The 19,745-nt window shown below is 32.8% G+C and carries 18 protein-coding genes; 10 read left to right on the top strand and 8 right to left on the bottom strand.

All coding sequences use genetic code 11. The annotated features are described in order from the left end of the window. Positions 1-187: 187 nt before the first annotated feature. From DFQ02_RS01100 to DFQ02_RS01080, 5 genes are all read left to right on the top strand, one after another. Complete coding sequence (locus tag DFQ02_RS01100; RefSeq protein WP_116039141.1) at positions 188-2,383, top strand: S9 family peptidase; 2,196 nt, start codon at positions 188-190, stop codon at positions 2,381-2,383. Between the two features lie 59 nt (positions 2,384-2,442). Further along, positions 2,443-3,972 carry a peptide MFS transporter gene (locus tag DFQ02_RS01095; protein WP_116039140.1) on the top strand — a complete coding sequence of 510 codons (1,530 nt, stop codon included), beginning with the start codon at positions 2,443-2,445 and terminating at the stop codon, positions 3,970-3,972. A gap of 47 nt (positions 3,973-4,019) precedes the next feature. Then, on the top strand, positions 4,020-5,795 hold the full coding sequence (locus tag DFQ02_RS01090) for a peptide MFS transporter (protein WP_116039139.1): 1,776 nt from the start codon (positions 4,020-4,022) through the stop codon (positions 5,793-5,795). Between the two features lie 144 nt (positions 5,796-5,939). Further along, positions 5,940-6,488, top strand: coding sequence for a thioredoxin family protein (locus DFQ02_RS01085; protein WP_116039138.1), 549 nt, complete (start codon positions 5,940-5,942; stop codon positions 6,486-6,488). A 36-nt stretch (positions 6,489-6,524) separates the two neighbouring features. Continuing rightward, a complete protein-coding gene (locus DFQ02_RS01080; RefSeq protein ID WP_116039651.1) occupies positions 6,525-6,995 on the top strand; it encodes a thioredoxin family protein in 471 nt (156 codons plus the stop codon). 4 nt (positions 6,996-6,999) lie between these two features. Here DFQ02_RS01080 and DFQ02_RS01075 read toward each other — a convergent pair whose 3' ends face one another. Genes DFQ02_RS01075 through surE form a run of 5 tightly spaced genes read right to left on the bottom strand, consistent with a single transcriptional unit; the run spans position 7,000 to position 11,789 of the window. Then, on the bottom strand, positions 7,000-9,039 hold the full coding sequence (locus DFQ02_RS01075; RefSeq protein ID WP_116039137.1) for a ComEC/Rec2 family competence protein: 2,040 nt from the start codon (positions 9,037-9,039) through the stop codon (positions 7,000-7,002). Positions 9,040-9,061: 22 nt separating this feature from the next. Further along, a complete protein-coding gene (locus tag DFQ02_RS01070) occupies positions 9,062-9,610 on the bottom strand; it encodes a C40 family peptidase (RefSeq protein ID WP_116039136.1) in 549 nt (182 codons plus the stop codon). Beyond that, positions 9,610-10,725 (bottom strand): lipid-A-disaccharide synthase, encoded by a 1,116-nt coding sequence (gene lpxB, locus DFQ02_RS01065; RefSeq protein WP_116039135.1) that lies wholly within the window; start codon positions 10,723-10,725, stop codon positions 9,610-9,612. Before lpxB ends, DFQ02_RS01070 begins: the two co-directional genes overlap by 1 nt. 9 nt (positions 10,726-10,734) lie before the next feature. Beyond that, positions 10,735-11,016, bottom strand: coding sequence for a hypothetical protein (locus DFQ02_RS01060; RefSeq protein WP_116039134.1), 282 nt, complete (start codon positions 11,014-11,016; stop codon positions 10,735-10,737). After that, complete coding sequence (surE, locus tag DFQ02_RS01055) at positions 11,013-11,789, bottom strand: 5'/3'-nucleotidase SurE (protein WP_116039650.1); 777 nt, start codon at positions 11,787-11,789, stop codon at positions 11,013-11,015. The genes DFQ02_RS01060 and surE overlap by 4 nt, the downstream gene beginning before the upstream one ends. A gap of 178 nt (positions 11,790-11,967) precedes the next feature. On the opposite strand from surE, the gene DFQ02_RS01050 reads away from it, so the two are divergent. Both DFQ02_RS01050 and DFQ02_RS01045 read left to right on the top strand, forming a co-directional pair. Then, positions 11,968-14,130, top strand: a complete 2,163-nt coding sequence (locus tag DFQ02_RS01050; RefSeq protein WP_116039649.1) for a carboxy terminal-processing peptidase — start codon at positions 11,968-11,970, stop codon at positions 14,128-14,130. 12 nt (positions 14,131-14,142) lie between these two features. Next, entirely contained in the window at positions 14,143-15,237 is a 1,095-nt protein-coding gene (locus DFQ02_RS01045; protein WP_116039133.1) for an ABC transporter permease, read from the top strand. A gap of 69 nt (positions 15,238-15,306) precedes the next feature. Here the strand turns inward: DFQ02_RS01045 and DFQ02_RS01040 are convergent, their stop codons facing one another. The 3 genes from DFQ02_RS01040 to DFQ02_RS01030 form a co-directional block, all read right to left on the bottom strand. Next, the gene (locus tag DFQ02_RS01040) at positions 15,307-16,299 is read right to left on the bottom strand and encodes a Gfo/Idh/MocA family protein (RefSeq protein ID WP_116039132.1); all 993 of its coding nucleotides are present in this window, start codon (positions 16,297-16,299) and stop codon (positions 15,307-15,309) included. 5 nt (positions 16,300-16,304) lie between these two features. Beyond that, positions 16,305-16,919: a ribosome biogenesis GTP-binding protein YihA/YsxC gene (gene yihA, locus DFQ02_RS01035; RefSeq protein WP_116039131.1), complete on the bottom strand. Its 615-nt coding sequence runs from the start codon at positions 16,917-16,919 to the stop codon at positions 16,305-16,307. 61 nt (positions 16,920-16,980) lie between these two features. After that, complete coding sequence (locus DFQ02_RS01030; protein ID WP_116039130.1) at positions 16,981-17,745, bottom strand: alpha/beta fold hydrolase; 765 nt, start codon at positions 17,743-17,745, stop codon at positions 16,981-16,983. 293 nt (positions 17,746-18,038) lie between these two features. On the opposite strand from DFQ02_RS01030, the gene mraZ reads away from it, so the two are divergent. From mraZ to DFQ02_RS01015, 3 genes are read left to right on the top strand one after another with little or no spacing between them, the layout of a single operon-like run. Beyond that, complete coding sequence (mraZ, locus tag DFQ02_RS01025) at positions 18,039-18,509, top strand: division/cell wall cluster transcriptional repressor MraZ (RefSeq protein ID WP_116039129.1); 471 nt, start codon at positions 18,039-18,041, stop codon at positions 18,507-18,509. Beyond that, complete coding sequence (rsmH, locus tag DFQ02_RS01020) at positions 18,496-19,392, top strand: 16S rRNA (cytosine(1402)-N(4))-methyltransferase RsmH (protein ID WP_116039648.1); 897 nt, start codon at positions 18,496-18,498, stop codon at positions 19,390-19,392. Before mraZ ends, rsmH begins: the two co-directional genes overlap by 14 nt. Next, complete coding sequence (locus tag DFQ02_RS01015; protein ID WP_116039128.1) at positions 19,393-19,710, top strand: FtsL-like putative cell division protein; 318 nt, start codon at positions 19,393-19,395, stop codon at positions 19,708-19,710. Positions 19,711-19,745 lie beyond the last annotated feature (35 nt).

Raw genomic sequence — 19,745 nt, 5'->3', positions numbered from 1 at the left:
ATCTTAATATTTATGGCGTAATAAAGTGTTAATAAGTGTTAGGTTTTGAATAATTTTTAGTAAAATTGACATCATTTTGTTTTAAAATAAGTTCTTTTTAAGAAACATCTATTATTTTTTATTATAAATTGTAAGGTAATTGTATAGGTGAAGCGTCTTATTAAGTACAAGTATATAAATTATTTTAATGAGATATTTTAAATTTTCTATTTGCGTTTATTTTATTTTAACTTCATTATTAAGCGCTCAAAATCAATTAATTAGTTTAGAGGAAATATGGGGTGGTGTTTTTAGAACCGAAAGCATGGATGTATTGCATTCTATGGAAAATGGGAAGCAGTACTCGGTTTTGAATTTTGATAGAAATACAGGTTCCACGTCTATTGATATTTATGATTATCAAACTTTAGAAAAGGTACAAACGTTGGTATCTTCAACTAATATTCCACAGTTAAGATATTTTGTAGATTATACCTTTAGTAATGATGAACAGAAAGTGTTATTGGCAACAGAGGTAGAGCAGATATATAGACACTCTAGTAGAGCTATTTATTTTGTGTATGATATAAATACCGAAGAGGTTGTTAAGTTACATGATGAAAAGGTTCAAGAACCAACGTTTTCTCCTGATGGAAGCAAAGTTGCTTTCGCCTTAGATAACAATTTATATATAAAAGATTTACTATCTGGCAATACTACGCAAATAACCTCAGATGGTAAAAAAAACAGTATAATTAACGGTGTTACAGACTGGGTTTATGAGGAAGAGTTTGCGTTTGTAAAAGCTTTTGATTGGAATACTGATAGTAACAAAATAGCCTTTATAAGATTTGATGAAACTGATGTGCCTGAGTTTTCTATGGATGTTTACGGAACCGCACTTTACCCACAGCAATATGTGTTTAAATATCCGAAGGCAGGAGAAAATAATTCAAAGGTTTCAATTCATATGTATGATTTAGAAACAAATAAATCCCATGAAATTAAAGTTAAAAATACCTTTGATGATTTTTATATACCTAAACTTAAATGGACAAATAGTGCAAATAATTTGTGTGCTATATATTTAAATCGGCATCAAAATGAAGCGCATATTTGGTTAATCAATACAGTTACAAAACAATCCGAAATTATTTTAACCGAAAAAGATGAAGCTTATATAGAAGAAGGCTACCCCATACATTTTTTAAAAGACAATACTTTTCTTTGGATTAGCGAGACAGATGGATATAATCATATTTATCATTATTCAGAAAAAGGTAAATTGATAAATCAAGTAACCATGGGCAGTTGGGAAGTCACAGAATATTACGGTTTTGATGAAAAGACCCAACGAATTTTTTATCAATCGGTTGAAAACGGTTCCATTAATAGGGATGTTTATTCGGTAAAGTTAAATGGAAGAAACAAAAAAAGGCTCACCAAAAATGAAGGTACAAACAGTGCTTCATTTAGTGCAGATTTCTCTTATTTTATAAATGCATTTTCAAATGCAACCACCCCACCTAAGTACACTTTAAACAGTGCTGATTCGGGTAATCTCATCAAAGGTATTAAGGATAACGATAGGTTATTACAAGAACTTTCAAATTATAAAATTTCTAAGAAGGAATTCAGTACCATTAACGTAAATGGTAATGATTTGAATATGTGGATGATAAAACCAGCTAATTTTGATGATTCTAAGCAATATCCTTTGTTGATGTATCAATATTCTGGCCCCGGATCACAGTCAGCTGCGAATAGTTGGCACAGTTATAATGATTATTGGTATCAACATTTAGCGCAACAAGGTTATATCATAGCTTGTGTAGATGGTAGGGGTACTGGGTTTAAAGGAGCCGATTTTAAAAAAGTTACGTATTTGAATTTGGTAAAATATGAGACCGAAGACCAGATAGAAGTGGCTAAGAAATTAGGTGAATTACCTTATGTAGATGCTGATAGAATTGGAATATGGGGGTGGAGTTATGGAGGGCACATGTCTACCAATTGTCTACTAAAAGGGAATGATGTATTTAAAATGGCCATTGCTGTTGCACCCGTTACAAGTTGGCGCTTCTATGACACAATTTATACCGAGCGTTTTATGAGAACCCCTCAAGAAAACCCTGATGGATATGATGATAATTCTCCTTTTAATTATCCAGAAATGTTAAAAGGCGACTATTTGCTAGTGCATGGTTCTGGCGATGATAATGTGCATGTGCAACATACAATGAGAATGGTTGAAGCTTTAATACAAGCTAATAAAGATTTTGATTGGGCCATATACCCTGATAAAAATCATGGTATTTATGGTGGTAACACCAGACTACATTTGTTTAGAAAAATGACCAATTTTATTCACGAAAATTTAGGTGATAAAAGAGAATTTGAATAAAATTCAAAATAGAATGAACTGAAATAAAAGGATAGAATACTAACTAACATTAAAATATTATGGCAAATCCTGTAACATTAAAGCAAAAAGAGTTATTTGGTCACCCAATTGGGCTTTATATACTGTTCTTAACAGAAATGTGGGAGCGTTTTTCATATTATGGAATGCGTGCAATATTAGTGCTTTATTTAGTTGCCGAAACAGCTACCAATAATCCAGGTTTAGGTTGGACAAATGATAATGCTATAGCTCTTTACGGATGGTATACCATGTTTGTTTATGTTATGTCCATACCAGGAGGAATAATAGCAGATAAAATTTTAGGCCAACGAAAATCTGTTTTTGTAGGAGGACTCTTATTAGTGGCTGGTCATAGTGTTTTAGCAATAGAACAAATGTGGGCGTTTTACACTGGTTTGATACTTATAGTATTGGGTGTGGGAATGCTAAAACCAAATATCTCAACAATGGTAGGAGGATTGTACCCTAAAAACGAACAAAATAAAAGGGATGTTGGCTTCTATATCTTTTATATGGGAATAAATTTAGGAGCTGCAGCTGCAGCTCTAATAGTTGGATACGTAGGAGAGAATATTGGTTGGCATTATGGTTTTGGTCTTGCAGGAATTGGTATGGCTTTAGGGCAGGTTATTTATATTATTGGACAAAGGCATTTAAAGCATGTTGGTAACTTAGTTATTGATGATAGAGATGAAGATGAAAAAGGCGATAGTAAGAATCTTTTAACTGCTATTTTCAAACATACCAATTCTATAATTGGATTTGCTATAACGGTCACTCTAGGTCTAATAATTTGGTTTGGAGGTTCTTGGTCTTACGGTTTGTTAGTTATTGGTTTGGCTTTTGCCGTTGGTGTTGGTATAGTTGTATATAATGATGGTAATAAAGTTGAAAAAGATAGAATACTTGTAACTTACCTATCTTTTTTAATAATAATTATTTTTTGGGGTTCTTTTGAACAGGCTGGTGGATTACTAAATGTCTATGCCAAACAAAAAACAGATTTATCATTAGGTTTATTTGATGTCCCTGCAAGTTGGTTTCAATCTGTAAATGCCATTTTTATTTTAGTTTTTGCAACTATAGTTGCTAGCTTTTGGGTTTGGTGGAAGAATAGAAAAAAAGAGTCTTCTTCATTATTTAAGATGGCAATCGGTGTAATTATAATGGGTTGGGGTTTTTTCTTCATGTCAATTGCTAGTCAAGAAGTTGGATATAATGCCGCAGGAGAGGTAACAGCCAAATCTGGAATGCAATGGCTAGTTTTAGCTTATTTATTTCATACTTTAGGGGAACTATGTGCTTCACCAGTAGCGTTATCATTTATTACAAAGTTAGCTCCTGAAAGGTGGATGGCTTTTATGATGGGAGCTTATTTTGCTGCTACAGGTCTGGGTAATAAAGTGGCTGGATTGCTTGGGGAGTCTGCATCAGAGTTTGGTGAATTTACCATATTCACTGGAATTGCCGTTTTTTGTACTATTTTTGGGTTTTTAGTGATTGCAATTCTCAAACCTTTAAAAAGACTTACACATGGAGCTGAAGAGCTAGAAAGTGCTGTAAAATAAATAAACTTAAATTGTACCTCTAGTCTATAATTAAAATAAATTTCTCTATGGAAACTAACTCAACCGATCAATTTTTTAAAAATACTGTTCTAGGACATCCTTCTGGATTGTTTGTACTCTTTTTTACAGAAATGTGGGAGCGTTTTTCGTATTACGGAATGCGTGCTATTTTAGTGATTTTTCTAACTGGAGTTATAACAGGTGACAACCCCGGTTGGGGATGGGATAAACCAGCTGCTTTATCTCTTTTGGGAACTTATGCCATGTTTGTTTATCTAACACCAATTGTTGGTGGTTGGCTTGCTGATAATAAAATAGGCTACAGGCTTGCGGTGGTTATTGGGGCTTTATTAATGACTTTGGGTCATGCTGCCATGGCTGTAGAAACACCAACTTTTTTATATATTGGGATTACCCTTCTTATTCTAGGAAATGGTTTTTTTAAACCAAACATGACGTCTATAATTTCAAAAATGTATGAAGGAAGAAATGAAAAGAAAGATGGGGCATATAATATTTTCTATATGGGTGTTAATGCTGGGGCTTTTTTAGGGATTATGTTATGTGGATGGATTGGTGAAAACATTAGTTGGAGTTACGGTTTTGGTCTTGCTGGAATTTTTATGTTTTTAGGTATGCTTCAGTTTTATTATGCGCAGCCTCTTTTTGGTAATATTGGAGCCAAACCTAAGAATGAGAATAGAGATTTAATAGATGAATTAGTTGATACTTCTGATAAGGACAAAAGTAAAAAAGAGAACTTAAACCCTTTTTTGTCTATTGATTATTTATTGGTTGGTGTTTTTATTATTTCTGCTTTAATATTCATTATTAACGACCCACTTAGTAAAATTGGTAACATTAACGTTCTTAATATTACTATTGCAGGCATGACAGATTCTTTATTCTTTGCATTGCTAGCAGCAATTATATTTATCATAATTTTAGCCGTAAGAATCCCAAGGTATGAGAGCGTGGTTAGAGATAGAATGATTGCCTTTACTATTTTCTGTATTTTCACAATTTTCTTTTGGGCAGCTTTTGAACAAGCTGCTGGTTCGCTGCCACTTTATACAAGAGATTTTACTAATAGAGTACTCGAGGGTAATGCTTCTTTAATTTTTAAGATTATTGATGCCATTGTTACTGTTGTTCCCATTGGAATAATCACCTATGTTCTTATTAGTTTGTTTAGAAAAACGTTCAGTAAAATTAGTTTGTCAAATATTATTTTAGCTATAAGTTTTTTGATAATTTGGGCGTTGGTGATTTATAAGCTTTATATCAATTTTAGTGCAGAAGCAAAAGAGGTAGAAATAACGTGGTTTGCTATTCTTAACTCATTATTTATTATAATATTTGCACCTTTATTTACTAAATGGTGGGATAGTAAATATAATCCTCCAGCATCTGTTAAATATGGTCTGGGCTTAATAATTATGGCTATTGGTTTTGGTTTGTTAGCTTTTGCAGCAAGAAATGTTCCTCTAGGAGCCGAAACTGCTAAATTGAGTATGATATGGTTAGTGTTTGCATATTTGTTCCATACACTTGGAGAATTGTGTTTATCCCCAATGGGATTATCTTATTTAAGTAAATTGGTTCCGCCTAGAATGGTAGCCTTTATGTTTGGTGTTTATTATTTGGCAATAGCTATAGGGAACAAGATGGCTCATTATGTAGGTGGAGATATTGAAAAGATAACAGAGGAGAGTGGCTTATCTCATTTTTTTCTAATATTCACTGTAGTACCTATATTGTTAGGTCTGGTTTCATTCGCTTTACATCCATTAATTAAAAAACTAATGCACGGGGTTCGTTAATCGAAAAAATCGTTAAAAAACATTCAAAATGCTCCTATTTAGGAGCATTTTTTGTAAGTTCGGAATACATTTTGAAACTAATAGTCCATGATTTAAAATGTTGTGACCTTTCGAAATGATTAAAAAATTATTCTTGAATTACATATGAAAAAGATATTGTTTATAATGATGCTCTCCGTGCTTATTAATAAAATCGGAGTAGCGCAGGAGATTAATTGGGTGACTTTTAATGAGGCATTGGAGCTTCAAAAAAAAACACCAAAAAAAATCATGATGGATGTGTATACCAATTGGTGTGGCCCTTGTAAAATGCTTGATAGAAATACATTTCATAATAAAGATGTGGTAGAATATGTGAATGAGCATTATTACGCTGTAAAGTTTAATGCCGAAGGAAATGAAGAGGTATCCTATGATGGTAAAACCTTTTCAAACCCTAATTATAACCCAGACTTAACAAATAGAAGAAACTCACCTCATGAATTGTCCAGATACTTTCAGGTACAGGCTTACCCAACTATAGTTTTTATTGATGAGAAGGGTAAACTTATTTTTCCTTTAAGAGGGTACAAAACACCAACACAGCTGGAGTTGTATTTGAAGATGTTTAAAAATGATGATCATAAAGGTATGGACACTCAGGAAAAATTTAATGAGTATTACAAGGCATTCCAATATGAGTTCGAAGGATAAATTTATAGTTATAGTGTGTCATAAAACAAAATGAAAATGAAAAAAGTGTTTTTTTTAATATTTTTTGTAACTCTAAGTTCTAGTAAAACTTTCTCGCAACAAAGAGTACAATGGCATACTGATTTAAATCTAGCTCTAAATGAAGCTTCTAAAGAAAATAAAAAGATATTGTTGTTCTTCACTGGGTCTGATTGGTGTGGATGGTGTAAAAGACTTCAAAATGAAGTGTTTAAAACTTCCGATTTTGAAGAGTGGTCAAATAGTTTAGTGTTAGTTGAATTAGATTTTCCAAGAAGAACACCTCAAGATCAAAAGATAAAAAACCAGAACCTGCAGTTACAAAGTATGTTTCAAGTGAGAGGTTATCCAACGGTTCATTTTGTGATTCCAGAAAAGATGAATGATGGTAGAACTAATCTTAAAAGTTTAGGAAAAACAGGTTATGTTAGAGGAGGTCCAACGGCTTGGTTAAATGTAGCCAATAATATAATTAACAAGACACTATAATACTTTAATAGTTTATTATAAAAGCTCCTTTTTTACTGGTTTGGTGAAAAGGGAGTTTTCGTTTTACACAAATACGTTCCCAATTTTCTATATAAGATTTATAGTTGCTGCCATCGGCAATGATGTATTTAGGTTTAATGGAGTCAATCAATCTGCTTAGGTTTATTTTTGGTGATTGCCTTAACAAAATATAGTCGGGCTTTATAGACTTTACATTGTATATGCCAAGGCTATCTACCAACAAAACTTTTTTGTTATTCAATAAATAAGCCTCTTTTATTGTAGTGTTTTCTATATGGCTTATATGGTTTCCTACTGTGTAATCTTTTATAATTTTGTTTTGTAATTGTGTTATGCTATCAAAATTATGAGCTACTGTAATTTTGTTTTTGGTAACATTACCAATTAAACTATGTCTGCTTTTGTGAAATATGATGAATTGATTTTTTGGTGTTTGATATTTGGTGTAGATAACCGATACTTGAAAAATCAAGACTGAAATTAAAAAAAATCTAACCGCTTTATAATTCTTTTTAATGAATAACCTAACTACTGAGGTAATAAGAATATATGATGCAATTAGGTATAAAATGCCAAAGGGAATATCCCTAAATAGAAAGGTTTCCTGATTTGATATCCAAGCAACAACGTTATTCATGCAACTAATAACATAACCAAAACCTGAGGCTACAAATTGAGGTAATATATTTAAAACTGCTAGTAGTAAAACTAAAATGCCAAACCCTAAAATAATTCCGAGAAGAGGTACGATAACCAAATTTGAAATAAAGAATAATCCTGGAAATTGATGAAAATAATATAGGCTCACCGGGATAATTCCAATTTGTGCTGCGATAGTGATGGTAAGTGTATGCCAGTATTTATCTAAAAGCCAATTTTTAGGTTTCCAAATATTGTACAACAGTGGATCCATTATAACTATGGCAAAAACGGCTAAGTAGCTTAACTGAAAACCAACATCAAAGACAAATAAAGGTTTTAATAACAAGATAATAAACATTGAAATAGCCAATGTGTTAAAAATGTTAGTAGGTCGTTTCAAATTCATGGCTATAGCTACAATACTGAACATGGTGACTGCTCTTGTTACAGAGGCAGATAAACCTGCAATTATTGCAAAACTCCAAAGAATAGATATTAGTAGGATAGTTTTTAATAGATAGCCTCTTTTTAAACGTTCTATTGGTTTTAAAATAAAATTCAGAATGAGTAAAATAATACCAACATGTAACCCTGAGACTGCCAAAATATGAATGGCACCAGCATTTGTGTAGTTGGAATAAACCTCTTCACTAATATCCTGTCTTTGACCTAAAAAGAGAGCATTAATTATAGCTAATTCATTAGGTTCAAAATAATAGGGTTGTAATTTTATATTGATATACTCTCTTATATTGTTAGCAAGACCTAATAAGGTGTGCACGTTGGAACTTACTTTAAGAAGCGATTGGTTTTTAATAAACAACTGATGGTATATGTATTTTTTTTCTAAGTACTTTTTGTAGTCAAATTGATTGGGATTTAGCGGATGAATTAAATTCTTAAAATCAGTTTTAGTAATATAGATTTCATCTACTTTTAAAGTTGGTTTTAAAGTGTCTTTTTCAATGTTTAAAAGCAATTTCCCTTTTACTTCTGTATCATTAATTTTTAAAATATCAATGACATATTTATTGTAGTAATCACTAGGTTTTAAAACTTCTCTTATTCTAAGTGAAATCAATTTAAGAGAATCCTTGGAGTCTAGAGTATGGTACGAATAATGATTTGAAAAGTTCTTTTCATTATGAATATTTGTGGTTAAAACTCCAATAGAAATCATGGTTAAGAAACTTAAAACTCCAAACCAAATGGTTTTCATTAATTGTTTTTTGGCTACAATAAAAGCAATGATTAGAATGAAGAATAAAGAGCATGTGATATATAAAGAGATTTGCAGTGAAATACTAACAAAGTAGCCGGTGATTATTCCAATTATAAGGCAAATGGTGAGTTTAATGACGGTAAAATTAAGTAGCTGCATATAGCCGAAAGATATAAAAATCTTACAAAATCCTTCGTGCCTCTACAAAAGATTTATACCAATAATCTTCAGAGAGTTGTGAGATAATAACACCTTTTTTAGTAGTGGCATGAATAAACTCCAAAACCTTGTTTGTAGATTTTGTAACTAATCCCACATGGTTAATGGTGTTTCTCCGGTTTTTAGTTTTAAAGAAAAGTAAATCACCTTCTTGAACTTCCTTAAGTTTTATTTTTTTCCCTTTTTTGGCCATGTCTCTGGAAATTCTGGGTAAATAGATATGGTGTGCTCTAAATGACTCATAAACCAATCCAGAGCAATCCATTCCAGTTTTAGTAGTGCCTCCCCATTTATATCTAACGCCTTTAAACTGTATGGCAAATTTAACAATGTCTTCAGCTTTCGTAGTTGATGTTTTTGCTTCAGTATCATAAATGCTATCAGAACTATTAGTCTCTGATTTTTTTGTAGTTACTTCAATATTTGAATCCTTTATGTTTTTTGTTTTTTTTGCAGATTTGCAGCTTCCAAGGGTTACAACTAAAACCAATAAGAAAAAGACCTTTTTCATTATTTAGGTTTTATGTATTGGTAAATCAACTTAGCTGTTTTTTCGCTTGCACCTTTACCTCCTAAAGCTTTTTCTAATTCATAGTAGTCTTCAAAAATTCGTTTTCGGTTTTCGGTATTTAGAATATTAGTCAACTCCTTTTTTAGTCGTTTTTTATTGAAGTCGTGTTGAATTAGCTCAGTGACCACTTCTTTATCCATCACTAAATTTACTAGGGAGATAAATTTCAATGTAATGATTCGTTTTGCAATATGATACGAAATGGCACTACCCTTATAGCAAACCACTTGAGGAACTTTAAATAATGCGGTTTCTAGAGTTGCGGTACCAGAGGTTACCAAAGCAGCATGGGAAACACTCAATAAATCGTAAGTTTTGTTGGTGATAAACTTAACATTACTTGTTTTAATAAACTGCTCATAAAAACTGTATTCTTGACTTGGAGCACCACCAATCACAAACTGATATTCTTTAAAATCGTCTACCAAACTTAGCATGACTGAAAGCATTTTTTTAATTTCCTGTTTTCTGCTTCCAGGGAGTAAGGCAATAATTGGTTTGTTGTTTAGGTTATACTCTTTTTTAAATTTTGTTATGTCTGTTTGTTTTCGTTGAGCAATAGCATCTATTAGTGGGTGTCCCACAAAATGAACCTTATAGTCATGCTTTTCATAGAAAGGTTTTACAAAAGGAAGGATGACATACATAGCATCTATATCACGTTTTATAGAAGCCACCCTGCTGGCTCTTGAAGCCCAAACTTGCGGAGATATGTAATAATTAGTTCTAAAACCTTGGGCTTTGGCCCATTTTGCAATACGCAAATTAAAACCAGAATTATCAATAAAAATAATGACATCTGGATTAAACTTTTTAATATCCTCCTTACAGAAAGCAATGAGTTTGAATATTTTTGAGAGATTCATGATAACTTCAATAAACCCCATAAAAGCACGTTCTTTATAATGCTTCACAAGTGTGCCACCAACAGCTTGCATAAGTTCGCCACCCCAAAAGCGGATATTGGCTTGTGCATCTTTTTTAAGCAATGCCTTCATGAGATTAGATCCATGTAAATCTCCCGATGCTTCTCCTGCAAGGATATAGTATTTCATTTATAGCATTTAGAAAAGTTTAAAAACAAAAGTAAAAACTGCTATAAAAACAGTAATTAAAAGAACGCCTCTAGCTCTGTAATCTTGTCTTTTCTTTAAAAATAGAAAAAAGGCAATTAAGTTTAAAATAGCTCCTAGGCTAATGAGTTTCCCTAAAAAACCTTCATTTGCTGCAGCTTTAATTACATTCGTGAAATCATCGCCATTTCCTAATATAGTAGCGGTAATAATTAAGCCAATACTATTAGCAATTAACCCCACAACCATGCCTATAATGATCTCTTTTTTCATCTATTTAAATTCCAAGTGTTTAATTCTTTTAAAAATGTATGTGCTGTTAAATCAAATTGTGTTGGTACTACAGAAATATAACCGTTTTCCAAAGCATATTCATCCGTATCTGTTCCGCTATCTAAATTAACAAACTCGCCAGAGAGCCAATAATAATCTTTGCCAGACGGATTTTGACGTTTATCAAAAGCTTCTACCCAATTTCCTTTAGCTTGTCTACAAACCTTTATGCCTTTTATGTCTTTCTGAGGAAGGTTTGGGATATTTACGTTTAACACAACACCATCAGGTAATTTGTTTTTTAACACCTCTTTAGTGATGTTTTTTACAAAAATTTTTGAAGCTTCAAAATTAGCATCCCAAGCATAGTTTAGTAATGAAAATCCAATAGCAGGAATCCCTTCAATACCAGCTTCAACAGCAGCACTCATAGTTCCAGAATAGATGACATTAATGGATGCATTTGAACCATGATTTATACCCGAAACGCATAAGTCTGGTTTTCTGTTTAGTAACTCCCTAATGGCTAGTTTAACACAATCGGCTGGTGTGCCAGAGCATCGGTATTCTATCTGGGGACCATTATCAACTTTAATTTTATTTACGTAAAGTGTAGCATCAACAGTAATAGCATGTCCCATGCCGCTTTGTGGGCTATCTGGAGCTACAACCACAACTTCTCCAATAGTATTCATTATGCTAATGAGCGTTCTAATTCCTGGAGCATTAATACCATCGTCGTTAGTAACTAAAATAAGCGGTTTTTCTGTCATCAGATTCTTAATAAAATCATCGCTAAAATACATAATTTCATTAGTAAACACCTATTTTCTTTGGTTTAACAAAAAATTAGAGGTATTTGCCACTATTGGCATAGTTTTTTCTTTATTTTAGTGAAAAATTACTATTGTTTTTAATAGAACTCAAAAAAACATTCGGATGAAAAAAATTATGAAAAGGAATTATAAAGTTCTATCCCTACTGTTGTTACTTGCTTTTGCCTCATGCAGTTTTACAACAAAAACATTTGATAACCCTGATAAAGATAAGTTATTGGTTCAGATAATTACCTTTGTTTTAGAACGAGGTCATTTTGACCCGATAGCTATGGACGATGCATTTTCTGAGGAATTATTCAATGATTACATCGAAACTTTAGATCCATTTAAACGATATTTTTACGAGTCTGATATAAAGGATTTTGAAAAATACAAATTTCAGTTGGATGACCAGATTAAGGCAACAGATGTTACTTTCTTCAATATAACTCATGAAAGATTGTTACAGCGAATTGCAGAAGCAAAAGAAGTATACAAAGATATTTTAGGAAAGCCATTTGATTATACCATTGACGAAACGTTTGATACCGATTACGACACCTATGAATTTGTTAAAAATAAAAAGCAGTTAAAGGAGCGTTGGAGAAAACAACTTAAATTCTCTACGCTTTCTAATTATGATGATATTCAAATTCAAGAAGAACAATCAAAAGAACGTGATGCTGCTTATGAGATGAAAGATAAAGTAGCAATTGAAAAAGAAGCACGTGAGGCAACTTTAAAGTCTATTGATATTTATTTTAATGACAACATTGATGATCTGAAACGGGAAGACTGGTTTGCTATTTATGTAAATACCCTTGTTGAAGAATTTGATCCTCATACGTATTATTTACCACCTAGAAGCAAGGAAGCATTTGATATGGATATGTCTGGTAAGTTGGAGGGCATTGGTGCAAGACTCCAAAAGCGTATGGATTATATTAAGATCGTGGAATTAATCTCTGGTGGACCTGCTTGGAGAAGTCAAGAGCTTGATGTTGAGGATATTATATTAAAGGTAAAGCAAGAAGACGAAGAGTTTCCTATTGATATCGTTGGCATGCGAATTAATGACGCTATAAAATACATCAAAGGACCAAAAGGAACTAAAGTTACCTTGACTATTAAAAAAGTTGATGGTACCATAAAAGATGTTACTATAACAAGAGATGTTGTAGAGTTAGGTGAGACTTATGCCAAATCATCTGTGGTTGAGAAAGATGGAAAAACTTTCGGAATTATCAATTTACCCAAGTTTTACGTAGATTTTAATGATTACAAAAATATCAATGCAGCTCAGGATGTTAAGAAGGAAATTGAGCGATTAAAAGCGGAAGGAATGGAAGGCTTAGTGCTAGATTTGAGAAACAATGGTGGTGGTTCTTTACCAACAGTTGTTGAAATGGCAGGTTTATTTATTAAAGAGGGACCTGTTGTTCAGGTACGTTCTACTGGTTCAAATAAGGAAGTTTTAAAGGATAGAGACAAATCTATAGCTTGGGATGGACCATTGGTTATTTTAGTAAATGAATTGTCGGCTTCAGCTTCTGAAATTATGGCAGCAGCCATGCAAGATTATAAACGCGCTATTGTCATTGGTAGCAAACAAACCTATGGTAAAGGAACGGTTCAAAACGTTTATAATTTAAATGATTTGGTAAGAAGTAATACCAGTGGAGATCTAGGGGCGCTCGCTTTTACAACCCAGAAATATTATAGGATAAACGGTGGCTCGGTACAATTAGAAGGTGTTCAAAGTGATGTGGAAGTGCCTGGACGCTTCAGTTTTATTGAGGTGGGCGAAAAGGAGAAAGACAATCCGTTACCTTATGACGAGATAACCGCGGCTGATTTTACACCATGGGAGTATTATTATGATTATAATACAACTATCAGCAGAAGTAAAAAACGTATGAGTAATAATGAGCAGTTAAATCTTATAGAAGAAAATGCAAGGTGGGTTAAAAGTAAGATTGACGAGACAGTTGTGTCTCTAAATTATGAAAAGTATAGAGCACAGATTGAAAGTGAAAAAGAAGAGGGTAAAAAGTTTGATGCCATATCACAATACCAAACTAATTTAACATTTAAATCACATGCTTTTGAACAATCGCTTTTTGAACAAGATACAACAGATTTAAAAGAAAAGCGTGAGCGTTGGCATAAAAGTTTGTCTAAAGATGTATATGTTGAAGAAGCGCTAAACGTATTAGAAGACTTAAAATTATCATATCCAATAAAAAACGTTATCGCAGCTAAAACGCAAACAGAAACAAAATCTGTAAAACAATAGGAATATTGGTTTATGAGTAAGAAATCAAACTCATTAAAACAATTAGCGCTCCAGAAGTTTAAAAAGAACTTTTGGGGCGTTTTTAGTTTCTACTTTTTAATAGTTGTTGGTTTGATTTCTGTGTTTGCTTATATGATTGCTCCTGATAATTCAAAGTATGCTAATCAAATGCACTTATCTATCCATTCTAAAAAACCTGGATTTAAAGTAACTATGTTAACCATTCCCTCTCAATTCAAAACAGAGCAAAGTATGTTTAATAGGTTCTTTTTCGGAAATAAAAATGCAAATACTGAAGCCCCAATTTTAAGATATACTATAGAAGATGAAACTATAACTTATGTTGAATATGCATCTGACGGTCTTGAAGGTGTTGAAAAACAAATGAGTTTAAAGGCTTTTCCTAAAGGAGATATAAGTGATTATATTAAAGAACAAACGTTTTTTTTCGGAACTGATAAGTATGGAAGGGATTTGTTGAGTAGAGTTTTGGTAGGAGCAAGAATATCTTTCTTTATTGGTTTTGTGGCTGTATTTATTTCGCTAATTATTGGTGTTTTAATGGGTAGTTTAGCTGGTTATTTTGGAGGTAAAGTAGATGCTGTTATCATGTGGCTTATAAACGTTACATGGTCTATTCCTACATTATTATTGGTAATAGCTATAACGTTAGCTTTAGGTAAAGGTTTTTGGCAAGTTTTTATTGCTGTCGGACTTACTATGTGGGTTGAGGTTGCTAGAGTAGTGCGCGGACAAATAATCAGCACTAAAGAAATGCAATATGTTACGGCGGCAAGAGCTCTTGGTTTTAGTGATTTTAGAATTATAACAAAACATATTCTGCCTAATATTATGGCTCCAGTTATTGTGATTTCTGCAGCTAATTTTGCTGCAGCTATTTTAATTGAAAGTGGTCTTAGTTTTTTAGGTATTGGGGCTCAACCACCCATGGCCAGTTGGGGAGCCATGATTAAAGATCATTATAATTATATTATTCTTGGAAAACCATATTTGGCCATTATTCCAGGGTTATGTATTATGAGTTTGGTTATGGCTTTTATGCTTATTGGTAATGCTTTACGCGATGCTTTAGATGTTAAAAGTTAACCACATCATTTTCGTTTTAAGGTTTTGTTTGTGGTTTAAACTTTTAAGAACTGTTGGTTAAAACTTTATTTAAAACTGACTATCATAGATTTCTAATATAATTTCTGAGGCTTTTTTAGCGTCTTCTCCATTTATCAGAGGTTCTTTTCCGGTATTAATTGATTTTATAAAATCATTAATCAAAAACTCATGATTTGTTGTGTCTTCTACTAATGCAGTTGCTGCACCGGTGTGAGTATTACCAGTTTCAGATTGTGTAGTTGGATTTTCAAGATCTTCCATATCCCAATGAGTAATCATATCATTCTCCATAATTAAATAGCCTTTGCTGGTATAAATTTCTAATTTGGCAGGAAATCCTGGTTTACAAACTGTAGAGGCTGTTATGGTGCTAATCATACCTGAATCGTGTGTGCAAATGGCTGCACCATGATCTTCAACTTCAATATTATGCGCAAAGGTGTTTAGCTTACTAACAATTTTAGAAGGCTTGCCAAAATACCAATTGTACAAATCAATATAATGAGAAGCCTGTTGAACAAAAGGACCTCCACCATCAATATCTTTTGTGCCTCTGTATGGTGCTGAATTATAGTAGTTGTCGTCTCTGTAATTTTTCACAGATAAGTCAACTGAAAAGATTTTTCCTAATTTATTTTCATGAAGAAGCTTTTTTATAACAGGGTTGTCAGAGCTGTAACGTCGTTGGTAGGCTACTCCTAAAAGCACGTTATTTTTTTTACATGCAGTTATCATATCGTCCATTGCGCTTAAGGTAACATCCAATGGTTTTTCGCAAAAAACATGTTTGTTTAAACTAGCAGCTTCAATGGCATTAAGATGATGTAACCCAGGAGGAGTGCAAATAATAACAGCATCAAAATCAATATTTACCTCACTTAAAGAGGCGAATGCTGGTAAATCCTTTTGCTTGGTAGGTGCTTTTAATCGTTTTGAAATAGCAGCCACAATTTTGGCATTATCAATATTTTGAATAGCCGAAACGTAAGTGTTTGCAATATTACCACTTCCTACAATTACAAACTTTATTTTTCTATTCATGCTTTTTAAGTAAATGTGTTTGAATTAATATTACTATTTAATTCATCAATAAATCCTAAAACATCATCTTTTCCAATGTTTTTAGAGGAAGATGTTATGAAATAGTTAGGTACTTCTTCCCATGTTTCTAAAAGAATATTTTTATAGGCTTCAACATGGTTTTCAATAGCTTTGGGTTTTAATTTATCGGCCTTTGTGAAGATAATACCAAACGGAATGCCATTTTCTCCAAGCCACTGCATGAATTCTAAGTCGATAGGTTGTGGATTGTGTCTTATGTCTACCAATACAAAACCACATACTAATTGTTCTCTATTTTTAAAGTATTGTGTGATGAATCTTTGAAATACCTTTTTTGACGATTTAGAAACTTGTGCATAACCATAGCCGGGTAAATCTACTAAATGCCAATTTTTATTAATTAAAAAATGATTTATTAATTGGGTTTTTCCTGGTTTTCCAGAGGTTTTTGCTAAACTTTTTCTGCCTGTTAGCATGTTTATAAGCGAAGATTTACCAACGTTACTTCTGCCTATAAAGGCATATTCAGGGAGCATGCTTTTGGGGCATTTAGCAACGTCAGAATTACTCATTACAAATTCTGAAGATTTAATTTCCATGGTATTATATTTTCAATACTTAGACTAAGCGAAGTCTTTATAAAAGCGCGGATATCTTAAGTTAAAAACCTCTTTTAGTTAACCACTTTTCCATGATGATATTAAATTCATCTGGATGTTCCATCATGGCGGCGTGTCCACATTTATCAATCCAAAATAAATCAGAATCAGGGAGTAATTCATGAAATTCTTCAGCAACTTCTGGAGGTGTTACATTATCATTTTTTCCCCAAATGATACAGGTGGGAGTATACATTTTTGGTAAATCTTTAGCCATGTTATGTCTTATGGCACTTTTAGCAATGGCTAGAGTTTTTATAAGTTTATTTCGGTCGTTTACTGTAGCATAAACTTCGTCAACAATTTCTTTAGTAGCTATCTTAGGGTCATAAAAAACTTCTTGAGCTTTTTTCTTTATAACCTCATAATCGCTGCGTTTTGTATAACCACCACCCATGGCACTTTCATAAAGTCCGGAACTACCAGTAATAATTAAAGCTTTTACTTTTTCGGTATATAATTTTGTGTGGTATAAACCAATATGACCTCCAAGTGAATTTCCTAGTAGTATAACGTTATCAAAACCTTTGAATTTAATAAACTCATTCAAATAGGTAGCAAAACTTTTTACATTAGTTTTTAATAAAGACATGGCGTAAATAGGAAGTTCCGGTATGATGACCTGATAACCCTTTTTGCTAAAAAAATTTATGACAGAGTCAAAATTACTTAATCCGCCCATAAGACCATGGAGCACTATAATTGGTGTGCCTTCGCCTGCCTCTATATAGTTGTAGTTACCTTCTTTTTTTAAACGATGCGTCATTAATCAGTTGTCGTTTCATTAAAAACAAATATAGGTATTTCATTCATATTTCAATGATTTTAATTCATTCATAAAAATAAATGAGGAAAGTAAAGATGTTAATAATATTCTTGTGATACTATTCTTTGTTTGTAATTCTTTGACTGCTAGGGTTTATCTGGGGTGTTTGGTTTGTAGTTCTTCTTAAAACGGTGTTTAATCGAAAAATTATTAACAATGTGGTAAAATGTGGTAAAATGTGGTAAATTTTTCAATATATTTGAATTCTATATAGCATAACCAACAATCCATAATTGAGTTTTTTAACCGGAACATACGAATGTAAAGTAGATGCAAAGGGCAGGTTAATGATGCCAGCGCCTTTGAAAAAGCAGATGGCTTCTGTGTTGGCAGACGGTTTTGTGTTACGTCGCTCGGTGTTTCAAAAATGCCTTGAGTTGTATCCTATGGCAGAGTGGCAGGTCCTAATGCAGAAAATGAATAAACTTAATCGGTTTAAAAAGAAGAATAACGATTTTATTAGAAGATTTACTGCAGGTGTTAAAATGGTGGAGGTTGATGTGAATGGACGTTTATTGATTCCTAAGGACCTAACAGTTTTTGCTAGTATTTCAAAAAACATTGTGATTACTGCTGCTGTTAATATTATTGAAATTTGGGATAAAGACTTATATGAACAGGCTATAGACGATGCGGCATTAGATTTTGCAGATTTGGCTGAAGAAGTAATGGGACATGATGATGATGACCATGGAATATCATAACCCGGTTTTGTTAAAGGAAACGGTTGATGGTTTAAATGTTAAACCAGATGGGATTTATGTTGATGTGACATTTGGTGGTGGTGGTCATAGCAGGGAGATATTAAAGCGACTTGGTGATAATGGTAGGTTGTTTGCTTTTGATCACGATGAAGACGCTCTTAAAAACACAATTAATGATTTGCGGTTTACATTAATCAATGAAAACTTTAGATATATAAAGCGGTTTTTAAGACTTTATGGTATAAGGCAAGTTGATGGCGTTTTAGCAGATTTTGGAGTATCGTCTCATCAGTTTGATGTTCCAGGGCGTGGTTTCTCTACCCGTTTTGAAGCTAATTTAGATATGAGGATGAATCAGCGTAGTAAGCTGTCTGCCTTTCATGTGGTAAATGACTATGATGAAGAGCAATTAAGACAGGTTTTTGCTCAATATGGTGAGTTGAGGGCGGCTCCAGCTATGGCAAGATTAATTGTTGATAAAAGGCAGGAGGCGCCAATAGTAACAAGTGAACAATTAAAATTGGTTTTGAAAAAGTTTCTGCCGTCTCGTCATGAAAATAAAGTTTTGGCTCAGATATATCAGGCTATTAGAATAGAGGTGAATCAAGAGATTGAAGTGCTGAAGGAGTTTTTATTACAAACCCCCGAACTTTTAGTTAAAGGGGGTAGGTTGAGTTTTATTTCATATCACTCTTTAGAGGATAGATTAGTGAAGCGATTTATAAGAAATGGCATGTTTGAAGGGGAACCAGAGCGTGATATGTTTGGGAATTTTGAAGTGCCTTTAAAAAAAGTGGGTGGACTCATAACGCCTTCTGAGGAAGAAGTAAAAACAAATAATAGGGCTCGAAGTGCAAAACTGCGAATAGCAGAAAAACTATAAGTGAAGAAGCGTATATATAGCATACTGAAAGGAACCTTTTTGGTGAGCGATGATTCTTTTAAGAATTGGCGATTTATCATTTTTATTTCGTTGCTGGCTATAATAATGATTGCAAGCTCGCATAGTGCAGATAAAAAAGTGTACGAAATAGCAAGATTGAAGAATGAGGTGAAAGAGATTAGATCAACATTTTTAGAAGGTCGTACTAAATTAATGCGGCTTAAGATGGAATCGAATGTAATAAGTGTTATGAAAGAAAAAGGAATTAACCCTTCGGTGATTCCTCCAAAAAAAATAAAAGTAAAAACTAAAAACTAAAAACAAGCATTGGCAGTTAACGAGAAAAGCATATT

The organism is Seonamhaeicola aphaedonensis (assembly GCF_003386195.1).
GTDB lineage: Bacteria > Bacteroidota > Bacteroidia > Flavobacteriales > Flavobacteriaceae > Seonamhaeicola > Seonamhaeicola aphaedonensis.
Note: the sequence above shows the minus strand (reverse complement) of the source record. Positions and strands in the feature narration are given on the sequence as shown.

Coding starts and splice junctions, on each gene's coding strand:
- lpxB (WP_116039135.1), bottom strand. CDS start 10,725: ATGAAATACTATATCCTTGCAGGAGAAGCATCGGGAGATTTACATGGA.
- DFQ02_RS01045 (WP_116039133.1), top strand. CDS start 14,143: ATGAGTAAGAAATCAAACTCATTAAAACAATTAGCGCTCCAGAAGTTT.
- DFQ02_RS01080 (WP_116039651.1), top strand. CDS start 6,525: ATGAAAAAAGTGTTTTTTTTAATATTTTTTGTAACTCTAAGTTCTAGT.
- surE (WP_116039650.1), bottom strand. CDS start 11,789: ATGACAGAAAAACCGCTTATTTTAGTTACTAACGACGATGGTATTAAT.
- DFQ02_RS01060 (WP_116039134.1), bottom strand. CDS start 11,016: ATGAAAAAAGAGATCATTATAGGCATGGTTGTGGGGTTAATTGCTAAT.
- DFQ02_RS01090 (WP_116039139.1), top strand. CDS start 4,020: ATGGAAACTAACTCAACCGATCAATTTTTTAAAAATACTGTTCTAGGA.
- rsmH (WP_116039648.1), top strand. CDS start 18,496: ATGGAATATCATAACCCGGTTTTGTTAAAGGAAACGGTTGATGGTTTA.
- DFQ02_RS01030 (WP_116039130.1), bottom strand. CDS start 17,745: ATGACGCATCGTTTAAAAAAAGAAGGTAACTACAACTATATAGAGGCA.
- DFQ02_RS01085 (WP_116039138.1), top strand. CDS start 5,940: ATGAAAAAGATATTGTTTATAATGATGCTCTCCGTGCTTATTAATAAA.
- DFQ02_RS01095 (WP_116039140.1), top strand. CDS start 2,443: ATGGCAAATCCTGTAACATTAAAGCAAAAAGAGTTATTTGGTCACCCA.
- DFQ02_RS01040 (WP_116039132.1), bottom strand. CDS start 16,299: ATGAATAGAAAAATAAAGTTTGTAATTGTAGGAAGTGGTAATATTGCA.
- DFQ02_RS01070 (WP_116039136.1), bottom strand. CDS start 9,610: ATGAAAAAGGTCTTTTTCTTATTGGTTTTAGTTGTAACCCTTGGAAGC.
- yihA (WP_116039131.1), bottom strand. CDS start 16,919: ATGGAAATTAAATCTTCAGAATTTGTAATGAGTAATTCTGACGTTGCT.
- DFQ02_RS01075 (WP_116039137.1), bottom strand. CDS start 9,039: ATGCAGCTACTTAATTTTACCGTCATTAAACTCACCATTTGCCTTATA.
- DFQ02_RS01050 (WP_116039649.1), top strand. CDS start 11,968: ATGAAAAGGAATTATAAAGTTCTATCCCTACTGTTGTTACTTGCTTTT.
- DFQ02_RS01100 (WP_116039141.1), top strand. CDS start 188: ATGAGATATTTTAAATTTTCTATTTGCGTTTATTTTATTTTAACTTCA.